Raw genomic sequence first — 24,934 nt, 5'->3', positions numbered from 1 at the left:
TCAAAACCATAATTCCGCGATAATCGGCGCCTCACTGAAGGCGTTGCGGGCACCACGGGTGCGTCGCGGGTCACCGAGGTTCCAATGAACGAAGATTTCCACCGCATCCGCCGCCTTCCGCCTTACGTGTTCGCGCATATTGACCCGATCAAGGCCCGGCTGCGCGCCAGCGGCGTCGACATTATCGACCTCGGCATGGGCAACCCCGACATGCCGACCCCGCAGCACATCGTCGAAAAGCTGCAGGAAACGGTGAAGGACCCGCGCACCCACCGCTATTCGTCGTCGAAGGGCATCCCCGGTCTCCGCAAGGCCCAGGCGAGCTATTATGGCCGCCGCTTCGGCGTGAAGGTGGACGCAAATACGCAGGTGGTGGCGACGCTGGGCTCGAAGGAAGGCTTCGCCAATATGGCGGCGGCGATCACCGCCCCGGGCGACGTGGTGCTGGTGCCGAACCCGACCTATCCGATCCACGCCTTCGGCTTCATCATGTCGGGCGGCGTGGTCCGCTCGATGCCGGCCGAGCCGGACGAGAACTTCATGCGCGCGCTGGATCGGGCGGTTCGCCATTCGATCCCCAAGCCGATCGCGCTGATCCTCAACTATCCGGCCAATCCGACCGCCTACACGGCGTCGCTGGATTTCTACAAGGAAGTGGTCAAGTACTGCCGCGAGCACTCGATCTTCATCCTCTCCGATCTCGCCTATTCGGAGATCTACTTCGATGACGAAGTGCCGCCTTCGGTGCTGCAGGTCGAAGGCGCGATGGACATCACCGTCGAGTTCACCTCGATGTCCAAGACCTACTCTATGCCCGGCTGGCGCGTCGGCTTTGCCGTCGGCAACGAGCGGCTGATCGCGGCGCTGACCCGGGTGAAGTCGTATCTCGACTACGGCGCGTTCACCCCGATCCAGGTAGCGGCTGCCGCGGCGCTGAACGGCTCGGACGACGTCATCGATGAAGTGCGCAACGTCTATCGCACCCGCCGCGACGTGATGGTGGAGAGCTTCGGCCGCGCCGGCTGGAACATCCCGTCGCCCAAGGCGACGATGTTCGCCTGGGCCCCGATCCCGGATCAGTTCGCGCATCTGGGCTCGCTCGAGTTCGCCAAGCTGCTGATCCAGGAGACCGGCGTCGCCGTCGCCCCGGGCGTAGGCTTCGGCGAGTACGGCGACCAGTACATCCGCCTGGCGCTGGTCGAGAACGAGCAGCGCATCCGGCAGGCGGCGCGCAACATCAAGAAGTTCCTGTCGGGCCAGCCGACCCACGGCAACGTGGTGCCGATCACCGCCGCGAAGTAAGCGGACGGAGTGGAATTTGCGCGGCCCGGTCACTGATCGGGCCGCTTGTTTTTGTGCTGACGTTCCCCCCACCTCCGGCGTCATCCCCGCGAAAGCGGGGATCTCCGTTTGCGATGGCGCCTCGGGTGCAAAACAGAGGTTTCGCTTTCGCGGGAATGACCTGGTGTGCGTCGCGGGACCGAGAGACACGCGTCGCCTTTACCCCTTGCTCAATTAACATGACTATGATTATCAGCTTTTGGTTCTCACCAAAGGGTCCATCATGCTTCGCCACCTTCTCGCCGTCCTGACGCTGCTGGTCGTCGCCGTGGCGCCCGCCGCGGCCCAGTCCTTCCCCGTCACCATCAAGCACGCCTTCGGCGAGACAATGATCGAGAAAGCGCCGGAGCGCATCGTCACCTGGGGCTGGGGCAACCATGATGCGTTGCTGGCGCTGGGCGTGGTGCCGGTCGCCATGCCGTTCTCCACCTATGGCGGCGGCGAGAACGGCCTGCATCCGTGGGTCGAGGAGCGGTTGAAGGAGCTCGGGGCTGCGACCCCGATCCAGCTGTCGGACACGCAGGAGATCCCGTTTGAGCAGATCGCCGCGGCCAAGCCCGACGTGATCGTCGCGGTGTTCTCCGGCATCAAGGCCGAAGACTATGCCCGCCTGAGCCAGATCGCGCCGACCGTGGCCTATCCGGACCAGCCGTGGAGCACGCCGTGGCAGGAGGTGACGCGCACCGTCGGCCAGATCGTCGGCAAGCCGGTGGAAGCCGAGCAGGTGGTCGCCGACACGCTGAAGTTCGTCGCCGACGAGGCGACCAAGTATCCCGAGATCGCCGGCACCACCTTTGCCGGGGTGAACGATTTCGATGGCTCCATCGCCGTCTACGACGCGCTCGATGCGCGCATGAAGTTCCTCACCGATATCGGGCTGGTGCTGGCGCCAAGCGTCACCGAGCTCTCTCCCAAGGACGGTTCGTTCTACTACCCGCTGAGCTACGAGCTGTTCGACCAGCTGAAGAGCGACATCCTCATCACCTATTACGAGACGCAAGCGGCCTCGGACGAGTTCTTTTCGAAGCCCTATGCGCAGAGCCAGCCGCAGTACCAGAAGGGCGCTTTCGCCTCGCTCATCGGCATCGAGTATGTCGCCGCCGTTTCACCCCCGAGCGCGCTGTCGCTGCGCTGGGGCTTCCCGCACTACGCCGAAATCATCGCTGCGGCCGCCCGCAACGCTAAGAAGTGAGATCGATCATGCCGAAACTGCTCAACCTCGCCGCGGCGCTGGTCATCGCGCTGCTGGCCTCGCCGGCCTTCGCTCAGGCCTTCCCGGTCACCATCAAGCATGCCCTCGGCGAGACCGTGATCCCCGCCGCGCCGCAGCGCATCGTGACGCTCGGCTGGTCCTCCACGGACGCGGCGATCGCACTGGGCACCGTGCCCGTCGGCTTCCCGAGCTTCCGTTCCGCCGGTTTCGACAAGGATATCGTGCCGTGGGTGGAGGAGGGGATCGCCAAGGCCGGAGGGGCGATGCCGACCACCTTCGACGACAGCGCCGGCGCGCCGATTGAAAAGATCGCGGCGCTGAAGCCCGACCTGATCCTCGCGGTTTACTCGGGGATCACCGAAGACGAGTACCGGCTGCTGAGCCAGATCGCGCCGGTGGTGCCGTATCCGGAGACACCGTGGACGGCGACCTGGCAACAGGTGATCACCATTTCCGGTGAGGCCATGGGCAAATCCGCCGAGGCGGCGACGCTGGTCGCCGAGCTTGAGCAGTTCATCCGCGACGAAGCGGCCAAGTACCCTTTCCTGGCGGGCAAGAGCGCCGTGACGCTCATCGACTACAATGGCGCCGCCGCCATCCACTCTGCCGACGATGCCCGCGCCAAGCTGCTGGCGCTGGCAGGCCTGGTGATCCCGCCGCGGCCGGACGCGGCGGGTGCCCCGCAAGGCTTCTGGTACCCCCTCAGCTACGAGAACTTCGACCAGATCCCGGCCGATATCCTCATCGGCTTCTTCAACTCACCAGAACTCGCCGACGAGTTCTTCGCCCGGCCGTACATCGACAGCGCGCCGCAGGTGAGGAGCGGCGCCTACGTGAAGATGGACGACCGCATCCTCAACATGGCGGTGATCTCGTCGAGCGCGCTGTCGATCAAATGGGGCATGCCGCGCTACTTCGAAAAGATCGCCGAGGCGGCCAGGCACGTTGGCAAGTGAGCTAGGTGATCAATCCTATTGACGGATAGGGTCTTTCCTATTCATAGCTCTCGGGTAACTCCGAGAGCGTCTTTGATGAGCGATATCCAGTCCTTCCGCCAGTCCGTTGAAGCCTTCATCGCTGCACGCGATTGGACGCCCACCCGCTTCGGGCGGACGATCGCGGGTGACCCGCTGTTCGTGTTCGACCTCAGGGAAGGCCGTGAGCCGCGCTCCGATACGCGCACCCGCATCCTCAAGGCGATGCAGGACCATGCGGACGCAGCCCTCGAGGCGCCGCTGAGGATCGGCGTTGCCGGGCTCGGCAATGTCGGCGCCACGCTGGTGCGGATCATCCAGAAAGACGGCGAAGAGCTAACGCGGAAGTTGGGGCGGAAGATCACCGTTACGGCCGTCTGCGCCCGCTCGCGCAGCCGCGACCGCGGCATCGATGCCTCCAACCTCGAGTGGTTCGACGATCCGGTGGCGCTCGCCAAATCCGACGGCATCGACCTGTTCGTCGAGCTGATCGGCGGCGAAGACGGGCCGGCTCTGGCAGCGGTGAAGGCGGCGCTGGAGATCGGGCGCCCGGTGGTGACGGCCAACAAGGCGCTGTTAGCGCGGCACGGCGTCAATCTGGCGAAGGCCGCCGAGGAATCGGGCGCGCAGCTCGGCTTCGAGGCCGCGGTGGCCGGCGGCATTCCGGTGATCAAGACGCTGCGCGAGGGGCTCGGCTCGGCCCGTATCGCCCGCGTCTACGGTATCATGAACGGCACCTGTAACTACATCCTGACCCGCATGGGCAATGAGGGCATCAGCTTTGCCGAGTGCCTCGCCGACGCACAGAAGCTCGGCTATGCCGAGGCCGATCCGAGCTTTGACGTCGACGGCTTCGACACCGCCCACAAGCTCGCCATCCTCGCCTCGCTCTGCTTCGGCTGCGAGATCGCGCCCGATGAGATCTTCGTCGAGGGCATCACCTCGATCAGCCAGGCCGACATCAAGGTGGCCGGCGATCTCGGCTACAAGATCAAGCTGCTCGGCATCGCGCAGCGTTCCGCCGACGGCATCGACCAGCGCGTGCACCCGACGCTGGTACCCAAGACCTCGGCGATTGCCGGCGTCGATGGCGTGCTGAACGCGGTGGCACTCGAAACCGATCACGTGCACGAGCTGCTGCTCGCCGGCCCCGGCGCCGGTGGGCCGCCGACGGCCTCGTCCGTGCTCTCGGACATCCTCGATATCGCCCGCGGCACGCGAGTGCCGCCGCTCGGCGTGCCGGTGGCGGAACTGACGCCCTATCGCCGCGCGCCGATCCGCGAGCACGAGGGCGGTTACTACATCCGACTAAATGTCAGGGATGTGCCCGGCGCGTTTGCCGCTATTGCTACTCGCATGGGTGCCGCGGGCATTTCGCTCGAAAGCGTCATCCAGCGTCCGGATTTGCGTGTTAGCGAGCCGGGCGTGACGGGGACCGAATCCCGTACGGTGGTGCTGCTCACGCACTCCACCATGGAGCAGACCGTCCGTGACGCCTTGCAGGCGATCAAGGGCGATGGCTTCATCGTCGGCGATCCGCAGATGATCCGGATCGAACAACTCTAGTGAAGCCTCCCTGCGGCGGAGGCAGGGAGTGCTCATGAAGCTCAGCAAGTCCGATACCGACCGGCAGGCGGCGATCGACCGTTCGCTCACCCTCGAACTGGTGCGCGTCACCGAGGCCGCGGCGCTCGCCGCCGCCCAGTGGCGCGGCAAGGGCGACGAAAAGGCGGCCGATGCCGCTGCCGTTGAAGCGATGCGCGCCGAGATGGGCAACGTGCACATCCACGGCCGGATCGTGATCGGTGAGGGCGAGCGCGACGAAGCGCCGATGCTGTTCATCGGCGAGGAAGTGGGCGCCGGCGACGGCCCGGAAGTTGATATCGCCGTCGACCCGCTGGAAGGCACGACGCTGTGCGCCAAGAACCAGCCGGATTCGATCTGCGTGCTGGCCATGGCTGAGCGCGGCGGGCTGCTGAATGCTCCCGACGTCTATATGCACAAGATCGCCATCGGCGCCGGTTACCCCGAGGGCGTGGTCGATCTCGACCAGAGCGCCATGGTCAACGTGAAGGCGCTGGCCAAGGCCAAGGGCGTGCCGGTCAGCGAAATCACTGCCTGCGTGCTGGATCGTCCGCGCCATGCCGGGCTGATCGATGACCTGCGCACCGCGGGGGTCGCCATCAAGCTGATCTCCGACGGCGACATCGCCGGCATCATCCATGCGGTAAACACCGAGGATACCGGCATCGACATCTATCTCGGGTCCGGCGGCGCACCTGAAGGCGTACTGGCGGCGGCGGCACTCCGCTGCATCGGCGGCCAGATGCAGGGGAAACTCATTCTCGACACCGACGAGAAGCGGGCTCGGGCGCTGAAGATGGGGATCACCGATCCGAACCGGAAATATCGCACCAACGAGCTGGCCTCGGGCGACGTGCTGTTCGCCGCAACTGGCGTCACCGACGGCAGCCTCTTGAGCGGCGTCCGCTATGGCAAGAACTCAGTGCGCACCAACACGGTCGTGATGCGCTCGTGGAGCCAGACGGTGCGTTGGATCACTGCGGAACACCACCGGTGAAACCCGCCGACGCGGAACAGGTCGCGGCGCTGATAGCAGCGCTCGACCATCCGCTGAAGGCTAAGCTCAAGCACTGCGCAGCATCGTCAGGGCGGCGGAGCCGAAACTGGGCGAGCGGGTTAAGTGGAACGCGCCGAGCTAGTACCTCGGCAGGCACGACATGGCGGCGTTCAACCTGCGGCAGACCGGCTTCGTTCAGCTGGTGCTGGTGTTCCCTGGCGGGCTGATGATCGGCGCGGCTTGCTTGAGGGTGACTACAAGGATCGCCGCCTGGCACGGTTCGACACGATGGCCGATGTCGAGGCCAAGCGCACGGCGCTGGCGGCGGTGGTCAGTGAGTGGGTGGCGCTGGTCGCCGCGCTGCCCTGATACGAGAACGGGCCGCCCACCGGGCGGCCCGCGTACATTTCGGTAATCGGGAGCTTACGCTTCCTGGATGGCGCTGATCAGCCAGCGGCCGCCATTTTGGCGCACGAAGGTCCAGATTTCGGCGGTCTCGGTCACCCGGTCGTCGCCGGAGACGATCTCGCCTGTGGCGCGGTTGCGGGTGACGTCGCGGGATTCGTAGCGCATCGCCACGGTCGCGTAGTCGGTGTTGCCCTCGCGCCAGGCCTCGGCCACGTCGCCGGCCAGCAGTTTGACGTCATAGACCTCATTCCTGAGGCCGTTAGTGGCGTTCTCGGCCAGCTCTTCGGCCAGGTAGCCCATGACTTCCGGCGTCGAGATCCGGCGCAAGCCGGCGTAATCCTCGCGCGAGTAGGCGTCCTGCAGGTCCTTGAGGTGGCCCTCGAAAGTGTTGAGGTCGGCATCCGTGATACCGATCTGGTCACGGTTGCCGGCGCGGCGCGATGCGCCCGAGCGCTGGCCCTGCGAGTTGGTGCCGCTGCTGCCGTAGGTCTGCGCGGCGCGCGGCGCCTCGTAGTTGAGAGGTCCACCGCCGGCCATCGCCGGGCGCTGCTGGCGGCGGCGCAGGAAGAAGCTGACGATCAGGCCGATGATCACCACCTGGAACAGCAGGGCGAGCATGCCGCCGAAGCCGCCAAAGCCGAACCCGAACAGCATGCCGAACAGGCCGCTGAACAGGAAGCCGCCGAGCAGCGCGCCGCCGAAGCCGCCGAAAATGCTCGGGCGCGCCGGCGTCGTGGCGTTGCCGACCGTGTTATTGCGGGTCGTGCTGTTGGTCATCGTGTTCTGCACCGGCGCGGTCGTCTTCGGCGAAACCTGCGTCGCCGGTACGCTGCGCTGAGTGAACGTGCCGCGGCTGCCGAAGCTGCCGCCCCGCCGCGCCTCGGCGGTATCCACCGCGACGAGCGAGAAGGCCATGATCAGGGTGGCGAGAAGGGCCGAAAGTCGAAAGCCCCGCGAAGCGAACATTGTGGTTCCCCGTGAAAAACTGTCGTTCATATGGGGGCGGTCGGGGGTGAGTTTTAGACCTTGCAAGTCCCGCATGTCCGATTTTGGTCGCGACCGGCGCATCATCAGAGAGGGCGAAGCAGAGGAAAACTATCCTCGCCCCTCGACTAGGACGCCTATTCTGCTTACCTCCGCCGGTGATGGACGAGCCGCGCCCCTATTTCCTTGATGTGTCGAAATCCGCGCTGGGCCGCTCCTGGGTGGATCGGCTCGATGCGGCAGCGCTGCGCACCGCCTCGGCCATCGGGCAGCGCACTGATCTGTCGGAAATCCTTGCGCGCATCGTGGCTGGGCGGGGCGTCGATGTCGACGGCGCCGCGACGTACCTGCAGCCGACCATTCGCGAGCTGATGCCCGACCCGTCGACGCTGGCGGGGATGGACGCTCTGGCCGAGCGGCTGGCGCGCGCCATCACCGACAACGAGCCGGTGGCGCTGTTCGGCGACTACGACGTCGACGGCGCTTGTTCCTGCGCGCTGATGGCGCGGTACCTTCGGCATTTCGGGCTCGATCCGCAGATCCACATTCCGGATCGCATCTTCGAGGGCTACGGGCCCAACACCACGGCAATCGACAAGCTGGTGGATGGCGGGGCCAAGCTGCTGATCACGCTCGATTGCGGTACCACCAGCGACAAGCCCATCGCCCATGCCCGCGAGCGCGGGCTCGATGTGCTGGTGATCGACCATCACTTGTCCGACGCCGAGCTGCCGCCGGCCAACGCGCTGGTGAACCCCAATCGCCCGGACGACATTTCCGGTCTCGGCTATCTCTGCGCCGCCGGCGTCACCTTCATGGTGCTGGTGGCGACCAACCGGCTGCTGAAGCAGCGTGGCGATACCGGCCTGCCCAACCTGATGACCATGATCGATCTCGTGGCGTTGGCGACGGTGTGCGACGTGGTGCCGTTGAAGGGGCTGAACCGGGCCTTCGTGGCACGCGGCCTCGAAGTTGCGCGCACCGGCTCCAATCGCGGTATCAGCGCGCTGGCGCTGGCGGCGCGGCTGTCAGGACCCTTGAACGCGTATCACCTTGGTTACCTGATCGGGCCGCGCATCAATGCGGGCGGCCGCATCGGTGACGCGGCGTTGGGCACGCGACTGCTGTCGCTCGACGACGAGCAGCAGGCGTTGCAGATCGCGGCGCAGCTCAACGAGCTCAATGTGGAACGTCAGCGCATCGAAGTCGAGGCGGTGGAGGAAGCGACCCGCGCCGCCGAGGTCGAGATCGGCAGCGGGGAGGGCCCGCCGGTGCTGGTTCTGGCGTCCGCCAACTGGCACCCCGGCGTCGCCGGCCTGATCGCAGCGCGCCTGCGCGAGCGCTTCGAGCGGCCCACCTTTGCCATCGCCCTGCAGCCCGACGGCACCGGCACCGGTTCCGGCCGCTCGATGCCGGGGGTCGATCTCGGCAGCGCCGTGATCGAGGCGGTGGAACTGGGCCTTGCGGCCAAGGGCGGAGGCCACGCCATGGCGGCGGGCGTGACATTGAAGCCCGGGCAACTCGGACCGTTCCGCGCCCATGTGGTGGAGCGGCTGGGCACCAGCGTTGGCGCGGCGCGGGCGCTCACCGCGCTCTCCATCGATGCGGCGATGACGGCGCGCGGGGCGACCCCGCAGTTCGTCCACGAGATCGAGCGGGCAGGGCCTTTCGGCGCGGGCAGTCCGCAGCCGGTTTTCGCGTTCCCGTCGCACAAGGCGCGGTTCGCTGAAATCGTCGGCACGGGCGGGCACGTGAAGTTCACCCTGACCTCCGACGACGGCGCGCGACTCAAGGCCATCGCCTTCCGCGCCGCCACGACGGCGCTGGGCGAGGCGCTGCTCAGCGCCGGCAACGATACCCCGCTACACATGGCCGGAACGTTGTCGATCGATCACTGGCAGGGCCGGGAAGAGGTGCAGTTTCGCCTGCTGGACGCGGCGCGGCCGGGTGGTCGTTAGCGGACTGAAAGCACCGCTTGCGGCTTGAAAGTCATGCTTGCATATCCACTTATGGCGGCTAAAGTGCTGCCCTAATTCGCGGGGAACGCCGCTGCTGTTGCTTCTGGCACTGACGCGGCGGCGTTGGTTTGACCGCTCGGCGGAGCGGACCAATAGTCTGGAATGTTGCGTCATGGATAAGCTTGCGGTTGAAACGAGGGCGGTGTCGCCCACGCCGTGGACCCATCTGCTGTCGACCGTTGCGGCATGGCTGGGAAAGCGCCTTATCGGGCGTCCCAAGCATGGTGCAGTGACCATCACCTTCCCCAATGGCCGCTCCCGCACCTTCGGCGATCCGGCGACTGGCGTGCATGCCCGGCTGACCCTGCACAACTTCAAGGTGCTGCAGAAGACGCTGCAGCGCGGCACCGTGGGCTTTGCGCAGGCGTACATCGATGGCGATGTCGAGATCGAGGACCTGACGGGGCTGTTCCGCTATTTCCTGCAGAACCGCGACGTGCTCGATAGCGGCGAGGACTCCTGGTACGGCCGCGCCGCCCAGGACATCACTTACCACCTGAGCCGCCACAACTCGAAAGAGGGCAGTAAGAAGAACATTTCCGAGCACTACGACCTCGGCAATGACTTCTATGCCGAGTGGCTCGATCCCTCCATGACCTACTCCTCGGCCATCTTCACCTCCGACGACCAGTCGCTCACCGACGCGCAGCACACCAAGTACCGCCGCGTCGCCGAGATGGCGGGGGTGAAGGCGGGCCACCGCGTGCTGGAGATCGGCTGCGGCTGGGGCGGCTTCGCCGAGACCGCGGCGAAGGATTTCGCCGCCGAAGTCTATGGCATTACGCTGTCGGCCGAACAGCTGAAATATGCCAACGAGCGGCTGCAGCGGCAGGGGCTGGATGGCCTAGCCGCCATGCACTTCGAGGACTATCGCGACACCCGCGGCGAGTTCGACCACGTCGCTTCGATCGAGATGATCGAAGCGGTGGGCGAGGAGCACTGGCCGAGCTATTTCAAGACCGTGCACGACCGGCTGAAGCCGGGTGGCACCGCGGCGATCCAGGCGATCACCATCGGCGAGCAGGATTTCCATGACTACCGGGCGCGCCCGGATTTCATCCAGCGCTTCATCTTCCCCGGCGGCATGTTGCTGACCAAGACGGCGATGAAGGAGCAGGGCGACAAGGTCGGCCTGGTCCTCGAGAATGTCGACACCTTCCGCCTGAGCTACGCCAAGACCCTGAAGCTATGGCGCGAGCGCTTCCTCGAGCGCTGGAACGACATCAAGAAGCTCGGCTACACCGAGGAATTCCGTCGCAAGTGGGTGTACTACCTGAGCTATTGCGAAGCCGGCTTCGCCGAAGGCTCGATCGACGTCGGGATTTACCAGTACCGCCGTCCGGCGTGAGGGGGCCTGCCCTCTCCCCTCAACTCGCATCCACCAGCGTATCCCGGTAGAACTTCAGCACCGCATCGGCATCGACGCTGACGGCGATCGTCTGGCTCGGGCGGCCGTCCCAGGGACCCGGCGGATAGTTGCGACCATCCGGCTTGATGATGGTCTGGCCGATGGCGATGCCTTCGGTGACGACCCGGATCGCGCCGGTCTCGACCTCGTAGAACTCGGGATGCAGGGGCAGTGCTACCGCGCTCGAGTCGTGGACGTAGAAACCGTCGAGCCCGGCGCTCTCGCGATGGAAGTTCTGGTAGAACGCCGAGATGGCGCGAACGAACGCACCGTCGCTGCCGGCGGCGTCCGCGAGCTCCTCGAGATAGGGCTCGGTCATGATTGTCGCCTGCGTCACGTCGAGCCCGGCGATCGACACCGGCCAGGCGGCACCGAAGACGATGTCGGCGGCATCCGGGTCGCCCCAGATATTGGCCTCGGCGACCGGCGTGACATTGCCGGTGTGCCCATTGCGGCCAAACGCGCCGCCCATCACCACAACCTGCTTGACCAGCCCGACGATCTCCGGCGCCTCGCGCATGGCACGCTCGAGGTTGGTCATCCGGCCGACGGCGATGATCGTCACCTCGTGCGGGTTAGCGCGGACGAGATCGATGATCAGCTGATGCGCCGGGCGCGGGTCGGCAGTCTCGGTGACCGCTGGCAGCCAGATGTCGCCGAGACCGTTTACGCCATGGACGAACGTCGGCGGCGCATCGGGCTCGCCCACCAGCGGTGCGCCCGCGCCCTGCGCGACGGGCGCACTGAAGCCGAGCTTCTGCTTGAGGTACAGCGCGTTGCGCGTGGTCGTCGCGATGTCCGCATTGCCGAACACCGTGGTGACGCCGATCAATTCGATCCGCGGATGACGGGCGAGCAGCAGCAGGGCCATGGCGTCGTCGACGCCGGGGTCGGTATCGTAGATGACTTTGAGTGTTTGCATGCCGGACATCATGCATGCCGCGGCGCAGCGCGCCAGCCTGACGGGCGGTGCAGCCAATACTTCGGCTGCCTCAGCTTTCCGATGTAGTTTGCGCCGCGGCCGTTACTGCGCCCGGAACGATAGATAGCGCCTCCAAGCTTGCCCGCTCGGGCAAGCAAGCTCTCGCCCCGGCTGTCGTCCGCCTAAGCTTGCTTTCACGCAAATTTGGCGCATCATTTCATAAAACCCGCGCCGCTTCGTACTCTCGCTCGAACTACGCACTTGTGCGAAACTCGTTCCAGATGACGGAACGGCACCAGAATCGGTGATAACGGTTCCGCTAACAGCAGGGGTGACCTCTCGAATGGCCAAGGCGCTCTACCTCGTGATCCAGAGCCGCGACAATTGGTGGGTCGATTTCGAGGGCAAGGCGCACGGGCCTTACGCGTCGCGCTCCAATGCGGCGCTCGAGGCGCAGTCGCTGGCCCGCTTCCAGGCCCATAGCGGCCGCGAGGCCGAAGTGCTGGTGCCGGACGAGCAGGGCAAATACTGGGTGGTCTGGTCGAGCCTCTCCGATCGCGGCGACGGCCGCAACTTCAGCCCGTACCGCGTGGCCAGCTGACTTTCAGGATATTGCCGTACAATACCGGGTCATCCCCGCGAAAGCGGGAACCCCTGTTTCTCGCCTGCGAACGGAGATCCCCGCTTTCGCGGGGATGACATCGGGTGTGTAGCGAGGTCAGCGGATCAGCTTGCTCGGCACCTTGCGCACCAAGATCTCCTCGTGCCCGTCCTCATGCGCCCGCGTCAGCCGGTGCACGCCGTCGAGGATCAGCCAGCGCCCCTTGAAGCGGGTGATCTCGATCGGGAACATCAGGTTCGCCGCGCGCACCCGCCGGTATTCCTTTTCGTAGCGAAACGGCGCGCGCAGCACCTGGCGCGGCGTAAGCACGTACCGGTCGTCGCCGAGCCCCCACACCGGCACGTCGAGATGCCAGAGCAGCCTGTCGATCGGGAATGTTTCGGCCGGCAGGTCCAACGCCCACAGCGCCTCGACGTCCCAATCGAAGGCATACCAGTACTCCTGGATGGTCGCCGGCAGCTCGATCACGCTCAGCCCGTCTCCCGTTGGCGAGTAAATCGTAGCACCGATTGGTGAAAGCCGGATGACCTGCGGGATCGGGGCAGAAACATGACTTGACTAATCAGCTTAGCGCCTTGATAGGTGACCCCCATAATCAACATATTTTCGGGTCCCTGTTATGTCCCTCAAAGCTCTTGCCGCCACTGCTTTTGCGACGCTTCTGCTGGCTTTGCCCGACGCCGCGCTCGCACAGGCCTGGAGCTATGTCGACGGCTCGGGCGCTACCGTGACGCTGGACCATGTGCCCACTCGCATCATCGCCAGCCAGGACGCCGCAGCCGGCCTGATCCCGCTCGGCATTCGCCCGGTTGGCATCTACGCTGATAGCGCCGTCGCCGACGCCAAGGCGCTCGAAGGGCTGGACTTGACTGGCATCGAGATCCTCGGCGAGGCCTGGGGCGAAGTCAGCATCGAGAAGGCCGCGGCGCTGAAGCCGGACCTGATCGTCGGCGAGTGGTGGCCACTCGACAGCGCCTGGAGCGGCGGTGCGGACGTGGTCAATGCGCTGAAGCCCCTGGCCCCGATCACCGGCACCAGGCAGGGTGCCTCGATCGTCACCCTGATCGAAGACTACGAGAAGCTCGCCGAGAGCCTCGGCGCCGATCTGGCTGCTCCGCAGGTCGCCGCCGAAAAGGCCGCGTTCGTTGCCTCGCGTGACAAGTTCAAGGCGGCCGTGGCCGCCAAGCCCGACCTTTCCGCCCTCGCGGTGTGGGCCGGCACGGATGCGCTCTACGTCGCTGCTACCGCCGGCTCGTCCGAACTGATGGACTTTGCCTCCTGGGGCCTCAGGCTGATCGATCCTCCTGTGGCCGATGATCGCGGCTACTGGGAGACGTTGAGCTGGGAGCAGATCGACAAGTACCAGCCCGACCTGATCCTGGTGGACAATCGCTCCAGAACCACGATCGAGACGGCCAAGGCGCAGGCCACCTGGACCACCTTGCGTGCCGCCGCAGCGGGGCAGGTGACCGACTGGCCGGCATTCTGGCTGCGCAACTACGCCGCCTATGCCCGTGAGCTCGACAAGCTCACCGCGGCTATTGACGCTGCCGACGCGACCGTCGGCGACTAAGTGCCGGCCTCCGCCACATCGGCGACAGGGCTGCCAGCAGCGGCACGTGCCGGCGGCTTCGTGCTGCTGGCGCTGCTGCTTGTCGTGGTGCTGGTGCTCTCGATCACGGTAGGCGCCCGGCCGATCGCGTTGGGCGACATCTGGAACGCGCTGACGGCGTTCGACCCGACGCAAACCAACCACAAGATCATCCTCGACCTCAGGCTGCCGCGCACGCTGGTGGGCCTGCTGGTCGGGGCGGCGCTGGGGCTCTCGGGCGCTATCCTGCAAGGCGCGACCCGTAACCCGCTGGCCGATCCCGGCATCCTCGGCATCAATGCCGGTGCGACGCTCTGCGTGGTGCTTGGCATCTCGGTGTTCGGCATTACGCAGCTCTCGGGCTATGTCTGGCTTGCCTTCCTCGGGGCAGGGGCGGCGATGCTGGTGGTCTACCTCGTCGCATCGCTCGGTCGCGAAGGCGCGACGCCGGTGAAGCTGGCGCTGGCCGGCGCGGCGGTCACCGCGGCGCTGACTTCTGTCACCAGCGCCATCCTCATTACCAATGTCGAGACGCTCGACCAGATCCGCTTCTGGCAGGTCGGCGCGCTCACCGGGCGCACCACCGACATCCTGATGCAGGTGACGCCGTTCATCCTCGCCGGCATCGTCCTGGCGCTGCTGACCTCGCGTATACTCGACGGGCTGGCGCTGGGTGACGACGTCGCCCGCGGCCTCGGCCTCAAGGTGCAGCGTTCCCGCGCGCTGGTTGGTCTCGCGGCGGTGATCCTCGCCGGAGCTGCAACTGCCGCGGCTGGGCCGATTGCCTTCGTCGGCCTCACCGTGCCGCATCTTGCCCGTGCCTTCACCGGCCCGAACTACCGCTGGATCCTGCCGTACTCGATGCTGCTGGCGCCCATCCTGCTGCTCGGCGCCGATATCATCGGCCGGGTGATCGTGCCGCCGGGCGAGTTGCAGGTCGGCATCGTCACCGCTGCGCTCGGGGCGCCGTTCTTCATCGCGCTGGTCAGGCGCAGGAAGCTGGCGGAGCTATGAGCGCCACGTCCAGTCTCCCCCCCGTCGGCGCAGTCGTTGCGGCGCGCAAACGCTTGCAGCGGCGCTATGGCCTCGTGGTGCTCGCCCTCGCGCTCCTGTCGCTGGCGGTGGCGAGCCTCTCGATGTCGGTGGGCGACTATCCGCTGCCGCTCGCCAACGTGGCGCGCTCGCTGCTTTCACCGCTCACCGGCAACGCTGACGCGGCGAACGACTTCATCGTGCTCGGCGTCCGCCTGCCGCGCGTGATGGCCGGACTGTTGTCCGGCGCGGCGTTCGGACTTTCCGGCGTCATCTTCCAGACCATCCTCCGCAACCCGCTCGCCAGCCCCGACATCGTCGGCATCACCACCGGCGCCAGCGCCGCGGCGGTGCTGGCGATCATCGTGTTCAAGTGGTCGGGGCTCGGTGTCTCGGTCATGGCCTGCGGCGGCGCGGTGCTGACGGCGCTGCTGATCTACGGCCTCGCCTGGCGCAATGGCGTCACGCCCTACCGGCTGGTGCTGATCGGCATCGGCATGGCGGCGCTGGCGGGGGCGGTGGTCTCGTACCTGTTCACCCGCGCCCGCATCATGGAAGTGCAGGAGGCGCTGAGCTGGCTGACCGGCAGCCTCAACGGCGCGAGCTTCGAGGCGCTGACGCCGCTGGCCGTCGCGCTATTGGTTCTCGGCCTGCTGGCAGCCCTGTTGTCGCGGCCACTGCAATCGCTGCAACTGGGCGACGACGCGGCTATTGCGCTCGGCACCAGGGTGGAGTTCTCCCGCCTCGGCCTGATCCTCGTCGCCGTATTGCTGGCCGCCTTCGCCACGGCGGCTGTCGGCCCGGTATCGTTCGTCGCCTTCATCGCCGGCCCGATCGCGCGGCGCCTGCTCGGCCCGTCGGGCAACGCGTTGCTGCCCGCCGCGCTGGTCGGCGGCCTCGTCACCAACGGCTCCGATTTCGTCGCCCAGCACATGCTTGGCCGAAACCAGTTGCCGGTTGGCGTCGTCACCGGCGCGCTCGGCGCCGCGTTCCTCATCTACCTGCTCGCCGCCGCCCATCGTTCCGGTCGCGGCGGCTGATCCGGAGGCGTTTGATGTCAGTGAACCACCAGCTCTCGGCTGCCGACCTGACGCTCGGCTATGGCAATCGCACCATCGTGGAGAAGCTCAGACTCGACATCCCGCCGGGGAAGTTCACGGTGATCGTCGGCGCCAATGCCTGCGGCAAGTCCACGCTGCTGCGCGGGCTGGCGCGGCTGCTGACCCCGAGCGCCGGCACGGTCTATCTCGACGGCCGCGCCATCCACCAGATGCCTACCCGCGAGGTGGCAAGGCTACTCGGCGTCCTGCCGCAGACCCCTGTGGCGCCAGATGGCATCACCGTCGCCGATCTCGTCGGCCGCGGCCGTTACCCGCATCAGGGCTGGTTCCGCCAGTGGGTCGCGACTGACGACGTAGCCGTAGCCACGGCACTGCAGGCAACCGACACGCTCGATCTCGCCGACCGCGCCGTCGACGAACTCTCAGGCGGGCAGCGCCAGCGCGTCTGGATCGCCATGGCGCTGGCGCAGGAAACCGAGCTGCTGCTGCTCGACGAGCCGACGACGTTCCTCGACATCAACCACCAGGTCGAGGTGCTCGACCTCTTGACCGACCTGGTGCAACAGCGCGGCCGTACCGTGGTCGCCGTGCTGCACGACCTGAACCTCGCCTGCCGCTACGCCGACCACATCGTCGCCATGCGAGACGGCAAGATCGCGGCATCGGGCGCGCCGGGCGAAGTGGTGACAGCGGAGCTGGTGAAATCGGTGTTCGGTATGGAAGCCGAGGTGTGCCCGGATCCGGTGTCGCGCACGCCGATGATCGTGCCGGTGGGACGGCACCGGGTGCGGCCGAGGCTGAAGGCGGCGGCGGAATAGGGGCTTAGTTCAGTCCCGCTCGTCATGCCGGGCGAGAAACTCGCGCACCGCATCCCAGAACAGCGGCTTGTTGACCGCCTCGTGGCCGATATTGGCGATGATCGCCAGTTCGCCGGCGCCAAGGTGCCGGTAGAGCCGATTGGCTTCCTCAATCCCGCCCAACTGGTCTCGATCTCCCATGATCACCAGTGCCGGCACCGAAATCGAGGCGAGTTGCCGTTCGGTGTAGCGGGGCAGGGTGAGCCAAAGCTCAGAGATCTGGCGCAGGAACGACTTCCAGTAGTCGGGGCCATAGTGGTGCGCGTGCGCCACCTTGATTTGCTCGAAATACGGACCGAACTCGCGCGCCAGCCGGTCGAAATCCACCTCCCCGGGCGATGGAAACCCCCAGCCGTGCAGCCCCTCGATATAGGCATCCGTCGGCTCGCTGAGCGTGCCGCCCAGCACCAGCGCGCCGGCCTTGCCGGGATGGCGGAGCCCGAACTCCAGCGCCGTCTGCCCGCCATCGCTGTATCCGACGATCAGCGGCCGCTTCAGCCCGAGCGCCGCGATGAACCCGGCGACGTCGTCGGCGAACTGGGCGTAGCTCATCTTCTGCGCCGGGTTGCTGGTCTTGCCGTGCCCGCGGGTATCGAGGGCGAAGACGCGGTAGCGGTCGGCCATCCGCGGCATTGCCTCGCCCCACGAGCTGGCAGTCGCTGTTCCCCCGTGGAGGAGCAGGAGCGGCTGCCCGCGGCCTTCCTCGAGGTAGTGCACCTCGAGGTGGCCGACGCGGACGGCCTTGCTGATGGGGCTCACTGCTTGTCGAGCCAGAGGCCGATCTGGTCCATCAGGAAGTTGGTGCCGGCCTCGCGCTGCGCCGAGGTGTCGAGCCCGTCGAGGAAGGCGCCGTCTTCGCGCAGCACCATCCGCGTGCCGCCGTCCTGGGCGGTGAACTCGACGGTCGCGACGCTGACCGAGATGCGCTGCCCATTCATGTGCATCTCGTAGGTGTAGATGATGCGGTTGTCCGGCACGATGTCGCGATAGGCGACGTCGAAGACGAAGTCGGTGTCGCCCATCTTCTCGGCATTGTACTCGCGGCCCCCCTCCTTGAACTCGAAGATGCTGTTGGGCTTTGCCGGATCGGGCGAGCCGAACCACTGGCGCTTGAACTCGGGATTGGACCAGGCCGAGAACACCTTGGACACCGGATGCTTGTACTTGCGCTCGATGGTGAAGCTGCCGTGGGCGATGGAACGTTCGGTCATTTGCATTTCCTCATTCTAGGCTTGGCTGATGATGTTGAATTCGAAGTGGGTCACATCAGGCGAGGCCGCCACGACCCGGGTGCGGACGAGCTCGATGTGAGCGTCGCCAATCTTGTCGAAGAGCCGCGTGCCGCCGGCGAGCAGCACGCTGACCACCTGGATCTGCAGCGCGTCGGCAAGGCCGGCCCTGAGAATCTGCTGGGCAGCCTCGGCTCCCATTACGATCACGTCCTTGCTGCCGGCTGCGTTCTTCGCCTGCCGCACGACGCTTTCGACGCCATCGGTGACAAAGCGGAAGCTGGCGCTTTTGGTCGGGAGGTCCGGCCGCGGGTTGTGGGTCAGCACGAACGACGGCGCCGGGTAGGGCGTGTCGTCATCCCAGTGCACGAAGCCGAGATCGAAGGTCCGCCGGCCGACGATCACTGCGCCGAAGGCGTTGACCGACGCGGCGGCCTCGGCAGCGTCAGCGGGATCCTTGTCCTGCTTGTCTGCAGGAAACATCCACTCGTGCAGACGGTCGCCGCCGATACCCATGGGGTCACGCGCTGAGACTTCCGGCCCCGTGACGTAGCCATCGAGGGACATGGAAAAGCGCAATACAACTCTGGCCATCTGACCCTCCTGTGGGTGCAGGGCATAGCTCGCCCGTCGCCGGAAACGGTGCTTCCGGCTGATTAGTTCTGCTCTGTCGTCGTTACGGCGTTACTTGCCGGGCTTGTCCGGGCCGCTGGGCAGCGCGTCGAGGAACGCTCCCAGCCGGTCCAGCCGGTGCTCCCAGCCGACACGTCGATCATTGATCCACTTCTCGGCCATGCTGAGCGCTCCCGTGTCGATGGTGCAGGTTCGCACCCGTCCGACCTTCTGCGTCGTCACCAGCCCACTCTGTTCCAGCACCTGGAGGTGCTGCACGATGGCGGGCAGGCTCATCTTGAACGGTTCGGCCAGCTCGCTGACCGATGCCGACCCTCGGCTCAACCGCTCCACCATGCGCCGCCTTGTGGGGTCGGCCAGGGCCTGGAACATGAGGTCGAGGGGTTCTGTCTCTTGGTTAAGCATGATCTTAAGTATCGCGACGCTGAGTGGCTGTCAATACGTAAGTGAATGCTTAAGTGATTTTCTCAAGGCGTCGAGAGGCTGACGGCGTCGGTGGTCCATTCGGGCTCCGGCTCGGGGTTGAGCCGCTGCACGGTGATCGTCTTGGGCGGGCCGCCGAGTTGGCCGAAATAGGTGGCAAAGGCGGAGTCGGCCGCGTCGCGGCCCACAGCGATGCGCATGATGCCATCCAGCGGGCAGAGGCGGGTTGCGTCGAAGAGGTACCAACGCCCGCCCAGATAGGCTTCGAACACCGCGTGAAAATCCTGCGGCACGAGATCCAGCGCATAAGCCGAGACGAACCGGGCAGGGATCCCGAGGGCCCGCGCGAAGGTGATCCCCAGGTGTGCGAAGTCGCGGCAGACGCCGGCGCGCAGCGTGAACGTGTCGTAGGCCGAGGTGCTGATGTCGCTGGAGCCTTCGAGATAGTCGACGTTCTCGAAGATCCAGTTGCAGATCGCCGTCACCTTGTCGTAGCCGCCGCGGATATCGCCGAACTGCCGCCAGGCGAAGCGCCCGAGCCTGTCGGATTGGCAATAGCGGCTCGGCGACAGGTGCCCGATCACCTCGAACGGCAGTTCGGCTACCGGTACCTGCGCGATGGCTCCGGGGTCGCTGATGAATGGGTGCGCGTCGATCTGTGCGGTGTAGCCGATCAGGTGCTGGCCGACCGGCAGCACCATCCGCCGGTAGCGGTTGCCGGTTTCAGGCACGACATGCGACTCGGTAGCTATTCCGGTCGAGATGCTGAATTGCTCGCCGAGGATCTCCTGGCCCTCGCCGCGCTGCGCCTCGATGTTGAGGATCAGCGTCGTGTCCGCCGCCACATCGTATTGCAGGCTGCAACTCACCGAGAACTTCATCGCGTCATCCCGTCCGATGTGCCTCAATTCGGCACGCGCCTGGAAAGTTCCGCGGAACCGCCGTGACAGGTCGGCGGTTGTGATCCGGGGCAGGGAACGGGACCGGTTGCGATGACAGTGATACGGGTACGCCACGTCACGACGTACAGCTATCGGCGGCCAGTGCGCTTCGGCGAGCACCGGCTGATTTTCCGCCCGCGGGACAGCCACGACCAGCGCCTGATGAGCTCAGCCATATCGATCTCGCCCAACGCCGAGATCCACTGGATCCACGATGTCTTTGGCAACTGCATCACCATCGCGGAGATTGCCGGTGCGGCTACCGAACTGCGCTTCGAGACAGACATCGTGCTCGATCACACACCACAGATGGGCCCGCGCTTCAGGACCGAGGAGCGCGCCAAGCTCTGGCCATTCGAATACGACGAGGAATGCTTGCCCGACCTCACCCCTTACCTGCGTCGGCACCACCCAGCGCCCGAGGTGGAGGCGTTTGCCCACCGGTTCGTGCGCCCCGAACTCGAGACCGAGACCGGGCGCCTGCTGATGACGATGACGGTGGGGATCCGTGAGAGCTTCAAATACTCGCGCCGCACCGATCCCGGCACGCAGTCGCCGGTCGAGACGCTGGCCACGCGAACGGGCACCTGCCGCGACTTCGCGCTGCTGATGATCGAGGCCTGCCGCAGCCTCGGCCTCGCCGCCCGGTTCGTCACCGGCTACATCTACGTGCCGTTGCGCGACACCGGTCCGACGCCGCGCGGTGGCGGAGCCACGCATGCTTGGGTGCAGGTCTTCCTGCCGGGCGCCGGCTGGGTCGAGTTCGATCCCACCAATGGCATCGTCGGCAGCAAGGACCTGATCCGCGTCGGCGTGGCACGCGAACCGCGACAGGCAAAGCCCCTCAGCGGCAGCTTCATCGGTGACCGTAAGGACTATCTCGGCATGACCGTCCAGGTGAACGTGACCGCCGATATCGGGCGCCAGAAAGAGCAGGCCGAGGCGGCGGCAGCAGGCCGGCGTCTCCGCGATGCCAATGCCGAGAGCATCGCGGAACGCCCGCGGCAGTGACTTCCAGTCACGGCACCTGACCGGCCTTCGACCGAAGCACAACTTTACGCGCGCCGGATTTCCCTATTCGATCCGCCCCGCGGCTTTGCCGTCTATTCGGAGGAAATAATGAAGTATCGCTATCTCGGCCGTAGCGGCCTGCTCGTGTCGCGGCTTTGCCTCGGCACCATGACGTTCGGCAATTCGCAGTGGGGCTGCGACCAGGAGACGTCGAGCGCCATCGTCAAACGCTTCGTCGAGGGCGGCGGCAACTTCATCGACACCGCCAACGGTTATTCCGGCGGGGCCTCGGAGACCATGCTCGGCGTGGCGCTGAAGGACCACAGCCGCGACCAGTTGGTGATCGCCACCAAGTGCTGGTTCCCAGCCGATCCGGCGGTGACCTCGCGCGGCCTCAGCCGCAAGCACATCGTCGAGGCCGCCGAGAAGAGCCTGAAGCGGCTCGATACCGACTACATCGACCTCTACCAGTTCCACGGGCCCGACCCCTACACGCCGATCGAGGAGAGCCTCCGCGCCGCCGACGACCTGATCCGCGCCGGCAAGATCCGCTATCTCGGCTGCTCGAACTTCTATGGCTGGCAGATTGCCAAGACCAATGGCGTCGCGGCGCTCAAAGGCTATGAGCCGCTGGTCTCGGCGCAGCATCTCTACAACCTCGTCCGCCGCGACATCGAGCGCGAAATCCTGCCGGCCTGCGACGACCAGGGCCTCGGCATGATCTGCTGGAGCCCGCTGGCCGCCGGCATGCTCACCGGCAAGTACCGCGGTGAGGACAAGCCCGACGAGAAGTCCCGCATCGGCCAGCAGGCAGCGATCACCCTGCCGCGCTACTGGTTCGAGGATTCGCTGAAGATGATCGACAAGGTCGTCGAGGTGGCGGGCAAGCTGGGGCGCACCCCGAGCCAGGTGGCGCTGAGCTGGCTGCTCGGCGATAGCCGCGTCACCGCCGCAATCATCGGTGCCCGTCGCGTGGAGCAGGTGGCGGAGAACCTCGAGGCCGGCGATTTCGACCTGCCGGTGGACGTGCGCAAGGAGCTGACCGACGCCATGCCGCTCAAGCTCGGCTACCCGTACGAGTGGATGGACACGAACCTCCCGGGCACGTTCGGCAAGGCCGAGCTGGAGCCCACCCACACCCAGCGGCTGCCATAAGCCGAGCCACCGGCCTCTCCATGATCCTCCCCCGCGTGGCGGGGGAGGGGGACCACCCGAAGGGTGGTGGAGGGGGCGGCCAAGTCCGCCGTCTTGCCTTCTCCCCTTGTGGGAGAAGGTGCCCAAAGGGCGGATGAGGGGTTCTCTCCGCCAACTCAGCCGCTCGTCGCATGCGCGTCGATCGCGCAGCCTGTGGCTGTGGACCCCTCATCCGGCGCCACGCGCCACCTTCTCCCACAAGGGGAGAAGGCAAGAGGGGAGCCTCCCTCAGTTCCAGTCCGGCTCCCCAGCAAACCGGTGCCCGCTGATCCAGTCCTGGTCCAGCTCCACCCCAAGCCCCGGCGCAGTCGACACCTGCATCTTGCCGTCCCTGATCTGCAGTGGATTGGGCGACGCCCACGCAATGCTGTCCGCCCGCCGCGTGCACTCAATCCGCGGGCAGTTGAACACCGACGCCGCCAGCTGCTGGCTCGCCGCGTTCATCAGCAACCCGCTGACATTGTGCAGCGTGATCGGAGTGCGATACAGCGCTGCCAGATCCGCGATCGCCTTGGTGCCGGTGATGCCGCCCGAGCTGATGATGTCGGGCTGCAGGCAGTCCACCGCCTGTGATTGCAGGAACGGCAGCGCCCCCTCGGGCAGCTCGATGTTCTCGCCGGTCATGATCGGAATGTTGGTGGCGCGGCGGAGCGCCAGCCAGTTCTCGGAAAAGCCCGGCTGCAGCGGGTCTTCGTAGTAGATCGGCTTGATCTCCTCAACCGCCTCGGCCACCGCGATTGCGCTCGTGGGATCAAGCTCGTTGTGGCAGTGGACGATAATGTCGATGTCCTCTCCCAAGTGCTCGCGCGCCAGCTCGTAGGAACGGCGAATCTTGCGGATGTCGCCCGGCGACAGGCTTGGCACGTATTCCTGCATCTCGATGCCAATGGCGTCGTGGATGTCGACCTTGAAGGTCTTGAAGCCGTGCGGGTCGGACTTGAGGTCGGCCGCCGCCCCGGCCCAGGCACCGGCATCCGTCAGATCGAAATGCGGGCAGTGCGAATAGAGCTCGAGCTCGGTGTGGAACGCTCCGCCGAGCAGCTTGTGCACCGGCTGTTTGAGCAGTTTCCCCGCGAGGTCCCACAGCGCCATGTCGATCCCCGAGCAGATCATGATGTGCGCCGGGCGTTGGCGATAGGCGTAGAACATGTTGTGGTGGTGGACGCCGATATCGAGCGGGTCCTTGCCGATCAGCTTGAGATGCGGCAACCGCGCGCCACCCTCGGCATGGGTGAGGATCGCGGCCCGCACCAGGTCACCATCGAGATCGCCGCACTCGCCATACCCGGAAATGCCGGCATCGGTGTCGATCCGGATCAGGCAGAACCCGCTATCGAGCCGCAACGCCCTGATCGCGGTAATCCGCGCCTGTCCCCGATCCCCCTGTGACAGGTGCCCAATAGTGGACATGAATGCTCTCCCCCCGTTTTGCCGCCCTCTATAGCGGGGAGTTCGGCAACGAAGCCAGATGCCCAATATGGTGTATTTCGCTCGCGGCCGGCGGATGCGAATAGAGAGCGACGAGCAGGAGGAGCCCGCCATGGACACGATCGACGACAGCCGCGCAGCCAGCCCCGAGGCGCCGGACGCCGTCGGCGTTCACACGATCTGGCCGGGCAACGGCGTCCCTCCTGGCTCCGAGGATTGGACCTGGCGCCAGAGCACGATGCAGATCCCGTGGGCCGAGACCACGCGCCGCCTGAGCCGCAACGTCGTCGTCCCGACGGTCACCGTGTTCCTGCCCAAGCCGGGACAGGCCAACGGCACGTCGATGGTGATCGCGCCCGGCGGCGCGTTCCACTTCCTGATGGTCGACCACGAGGGCTACGACATGGCCCGCTGGCTGGCCGATCTCGGCGTCACCTCGTTCGTGCTGAAATACCGGCTGGCCCGCACTCCGGACGCCGATGCCGACCTGCTGGAGTTTCGCACCAACCTGCAGCGTCGGCTGGGCGAGGCCCGCACCTCGGACTCCGAACCGCCAGCGCGAGATTTCCTCAACGACGTACGGCTGATGGGCGAGGAAGACGGTCGCCAGGCCATCCGCTTCGTCCGCCAGCACGCCGCCGAATGGGGCCTCGATCCGCAGCGGATCGGCATCTCCGGCTATTCGGCTGGCGGCGGCGTCTCGATGGGGGCCACGCTGCAATATGACGCCGCGAGCCGCCCGGACTACTCCGTCGCCATCTATCCAGCCTACCGCGCCGGCCTGCCTGTCCCCGAGGACGCGCCGCCCCTGTTCCTCGCCATCTCCGACGACGACAAATCCATCCCCCCGGTCTCCGCCGCCCGACTCTACGAGGCCTGGCACAAGGCCGGCAGACCCGTCGAGCTCCACATCTTCGGCAACGGAGCCCACGGCTTCGGCATGGGCGCGAACGGCCTGCTGTCCGACCCCTGGACCGATTTGCTTAAGAACTGGATGGCGTCGCAGGGGCTGCTGGAGCGGGCGCGCTAGCGCGCGACCTCGCGTTGGCGAGGCGCATAGAAC

The 24,934-nt window shown here is 66.2% G+C and carries 25 protein-coding genes; 16 read left to right on the top strand and 9 right to left on the bottom strand.

Going from position 1 to position 24,934, the window contains the following annotated elements; all coding sequences use genetic code 11:
- The first annotated feature begins 84 nt into the window (after nt 1-84).
- The 6 genes from AC1DYL_RS05770 to AC1DYL_RS05745 all read left to right on the top strand — a co-directional run bounded on the left by AC1DYL_RS05770 (nt 85) and on the right by AC1DYL_RS05745 (nt 6,478).
- Nucleotides 85-1,302, top strand: a complete 1,218-nt coding sequence (locus AC1DYL_RS05770) for an LL-diaminopimelate aminotransferase (protein WP_477151144.1) — start codon at nt 85-87, stop codon at nt 1,300-1,302.
- A gap of 262 nt (nt 1,303-1,564) precedes the next feature.
- Nucleotides 1,565-2,533, top strand: coding sequence for an iron-siderophore ABC transporter substrate-binding protein (locus AC1DYL_RS05765; protein ID WP_477172377.1), 969 nt, complete (start codon nt 1,565-1,567; stop codon nt 2,531-2,533).
- 8 nt (nt 2,534-2,541) lie between these two features.
- The gene (locus AC1DYL_RS05760; RefSeq protein ID WP_477172376.1) at nt 2,542-3,510 is read left to right on the top strand and encodes an iron-siderophore ABC transporter substrate-binding protein; all 969 of its coding nucleotides are present in this window, start codon (nt 2,542-2,544) and stop codon (nt 3,508-3,510) included.
- A 243-nt stretch (nt 3,511-3,753) separates the two neighbouring features.
- Complete coding sequence (locus AC1DYL_RS05755; protein ID WP_477151213.1) at nt 3,754-5,094, top strand: homoserine dehydrogenase; 1,341 nt, start codon at nt 3,754-3,756, stop codon at nt 5,092-5,094.
- A 34-nt stretch (nt 5,095-5,128) separates the two neighbouring features.
- Complete coding sequence (gene glpX, locus AC1DYL_RS05750) at nt 5,129-6,109, top strand: class II fructose-bisphosphatase (protein WP_477172375.1); 981 nt, start codon at nt 5,129-5,131, stop codon at nt 6,107-6,109.
- Nucleotides 6,110-6,349: 240 nt separating this feature from the next.
- Nucleotides 6,350-6,478 (top strand): hypothetical protein, encoded by a 129-nt coding sequence (locus AC1DYL_RS05745; RefSeq protein ID WP_477172374.1) that lies wholly within the window; start codon nt 6,350-6,352, stop codon nt 6,476-6,478.
- Between the two features lie 54 nt (nt 6,479-6,532).
- Here the strand turns inward: AC1DYL_RS05745 and AC1DYL_RS05740 are convergent, their stop codons facing one another.
- Entirely contained in the window at nt 6,533-7,483 is a 951-nt protein-coding gene (locus AC1DYL_RS05740; protein ID WP_477172373.1) for a Tim44 domain-containing protein, read from the bottom strand.
- Nucleotides 7,484-7,662: 179 nt separating this feature from the next.
- Between AC1DYL_RS05740 and recJ the strand changes: the two genes are divergently transcribed.
- Complete coding sequence (recJ, locus tag AC1DYL_RS05735) at nt 7,663-9,459, top strand: single-stranded-DNA-specific exonuclease RecJ (protein WP_477172372.1); 1,797 nt, start codon at nt 7,663-7,665, stop codon at nt 9,457-9,459.
- Between the two features lie 172 nt (nt 9,460-9,631).
- Entirely contained in the window at nt 9,632-10,867 is a 1,236-nt protein-coding gene (locus tag AC1DYL_RS05730; RefSeq protein WP_477172371.1) for a class I SAM-dependent methyltransferase, read from the top strand.
- Nucleotides 10,868-10,886: 19 nt separating this feature from the next.
- Here AC1DYL_RS05730 and AC1DYL_RS05725 read toward each other — a convergent pair whose 3' ends face one another.
- Complete coding sequence (locus AC1DYL_RS05725) at nt 10,887-11,849, bottom strand: nucleoside hydrolase (RefSeq protein WP_477172370.1); 963 nt, start codon at nt 11,847-11,849, stop codon at nt 10,887-10,889.
- A gap of 343 nt (nt 11,850-12,192) precedes the next feature.
- Between AC1DYL_RS05725 and AC1DYL_RS05720 the strand changes: the two genes are divergently transcribed.
- A complete protein-coding gene (locus tag AC1DYL_RS05720) occupies nt 12,193-12,450 on the top strand; it encodes a hypothetical protein (RefSeq protein ID WP_477151134.1) in 258 nt (85 codons plus the stop codon).
- Between the two features lie 117 nt (nt 12,451-12,567).
- Here AC1DYL_RS05720 and AC1DYL_RS05715 read toward each other — a convergent pair whose 3' ends face one another.
- Nucleotides 12,568-12,939 carry a hypothetical protein gene (locus AC1DYL_RS05715; protein WP_477151133.1) on the bottom strand — a complete coding sequence of 124 codons (372 nt, stop codon included), beginning with the start codon at nt 12,937-12,939 and terminating at the stop codon, nt 12,568-12,570.
- Between the two features lie 151 nt (nt 12,940-13,090).
- Here AC1DYL_RS05715 and AC1DYL_RS05710 point away from each other — a divergent pair, with 151 nt between their 5' ends.
- Genes AC1DYL_RS05710 through AC1DYL_RS05695 form a run of 4 tightly spaced genes read left to right on the top strand, consistent with a single transcriptional unit; the run spans nt 13,091 to nt 16,973 of the window.
- Nucleotides 13,091-14,044: an ABC transporter substrate-binding protein gene (locus tag AC1DYL_RS05710; RefSeq protein ID WP_477172369.1), complete on the top strand. Its 954-nt coding sequence runs from the start codon at nt 13,091-13,093 to the stop codon at nt 14,042-14,044.
- Nucleotides 14,045-15,076: a FecCD family ABC transporter permease gene (locus tag AC1DYL_RS05705; RefSeq protein ID WP_477172368.1), complete on the top strand. Its 1,032-nt coding sequence runs from the start codon at nt 14,045-14,047 to the stop codon at nt 15,074-15,076.
- The gene (locus AC1DYL_RS05700; RefSeq protein ID WP_477172367.1) at nt 15,073-16,134 is read left to right on the top strand and encodes a FecCD family ABC transporter permease; all 1,062 of its coding nucleotides are present in this window, start codon (nt 15,073-15,075) and stop codon (nt 16,132-16,134) included. The genes AC1DYL_RS05705 and AC1DYL_RS05700 overlap by 4 nt, the downstream gene beginning before the upstream one ends.
- A 14-nt stretch (nt 16,135-16,148) precedes the next feature.
- Nucleotides 16,149-16,973 carry an ABC transporter ATP-binding protein gene (locus tag AC1DYL_RS05695; protein WP_477172366.1) on the top strand — a complete coding sequence of 275 codons (825 nt, stop codon included), beginning with the start codon at nt 16,149-16,151 and terminating at the stop codon, nt 16,971-16,973.
- A gap of 9 nt (nt 16,974-16,982) precedes the next feature.
- On the opposite strand, the gene AC1DYL_RS05690 is transcribed toward AC1DYL_RS05695, so the two are convergent.
- The 5 genes from AC1DYL_RS05690 to AC1DYL_RS05670 all read right to left on the bottom strand — a co-directional run bounded on the left by AC1DYL_RS05690 (nt 16,983) and on the right by AC1DYL_RS05670 (nt 20,178).
- Nucleotides 16,983-17,771 carry an alpha/beta fold hydrolase gene (locus AC1DYL_RS05690; protein ID WP_477172365.1) on the bottom strand — a complete coding sequence of 263 codons (789 nt, stop codon included), beginning with the start codon at nt 17,769-17,771 and terminating at the stop codon, nt 16,983-16,985.
- Entirely contained in the window at nt 17,768-18,223 is a 456-nt protein-coding gene (locus tag AC1DYL_RS05685) for an SRPBCC family protein (protein WP_477172364.1), read from the bottom strand. The genes AC1DYL_RS05690 and AC1DYL_RS05685 overlap by 4 nt, the downstream gene beginning before the upstream one ends.
- A 15-nt stretch (nt 18,224-18,238) precedes the next feature.
- Nucleotides 18,239-18,835 carry a dihydrofolate reductase family protein gene (locus tag AC1DYL_RS05680; RefSeq protein WP_477172363.1) on the bottom strand — a complete coding sequence of 199 codons (597 nt, stop codon included), beginning with the start codon at nt 18,833-18,835 and terminating at the stop codon, nt 18,239-18,241.
- A 90-nt stretch (nt 18,836-18,925) separates the two neighbouring features.
- Nucleotides 18,926-19,279, bottom strand: coding sequence for an ArsR/SmtB family transcription factor (locus AC1DYL_RS05675; protein WP_477157520.1), 354 nt, complete (start codon nt 19,277-19,279; stop codon nt 18,926-18,928).
- Nucleotides 19,280-19,341: 62 nt separating this feature from the next.
- Nucleotides 19,342-20,178, bottom strand: a complete 837-nt coding sequence (locus AC1DYL_RS05670; protein WP_477172362.1) for a transglutaminase-like domain-containing protein — start codon at nt 20,176-20,178, stop codon at nt 19,342-19,344.
- 111 nt (nt 20,179-20,289) lie between these two features.
- On the opposite strand from AC1DYL_RS05670, the gene AC1DYL_RS05665 reads away from it, so the two are divergent.
- Entirely contained in the window at nt 20,290-21,249 is a 960-nt protein-coding gene (locus tag AC1DYL_RS05665; RefSeq protein WP_477172361.1) for a transglutaminase family protein, read from the top strand.
- 108 nt (nt 21,250-21,357) lie between these two features.
- Nucleotides 21,358-22,404 (top strand): aldo/keto reductase, encoded by a 1,047-nt coding sequence (locus AC1DYL_RS05660; RefSeq protein ID WP_477172360.1) that lies wholly within the window; start codon nt 21,358-21,360, stop codon nt 22,402-22,404.
- A gap of 267 nt (nt 22,405-22,671) precedes the next feature.
- Here AC1DYL_RS05660 and AC1DYL_RS05655 read toward each other — a convergent pair whose 3' ends face one another.
- Nucleotides 22,672-23,853 (bottom strand): mandelate racemase/muconate lactonizing enzyme family protein, encoded by a 1,182-nt coding sequence (locus AC1DYL_RS05655; RefSeq protein WP_477172359.1) that lies wholly within the window; start codon nt 23,851-23,853, stop codon nt 22,672-22,674.
- Between the two features lie 130 nt (nt 23,854-23,983).
- Between AC1DYL_RS05655 and AC1DYL_RS05650 the strand changes: the two genes are divergently transcribed.
- On the top strand, nt 23,984-24,901 hold the full coding sequence (locus tag AC1DYL_RS05650; RefSeq protein ID WP_477172358.1) for an alpha/beta hydrolase: 918 nt from the start codon (nt 23,984-23,986) through the stop codon (nt 24,899-24,901).
- Nucleotides 24,902-24,934 lie beyond the last annotated feature (33 nt).

The organism is Devosia sp. P1_H9 (assembly GCF_056405135.1).
Note: the sequence above shows the minus strand (reverse complement) of the source record. Positions and strands in the feature narration are given on the sequence as shown.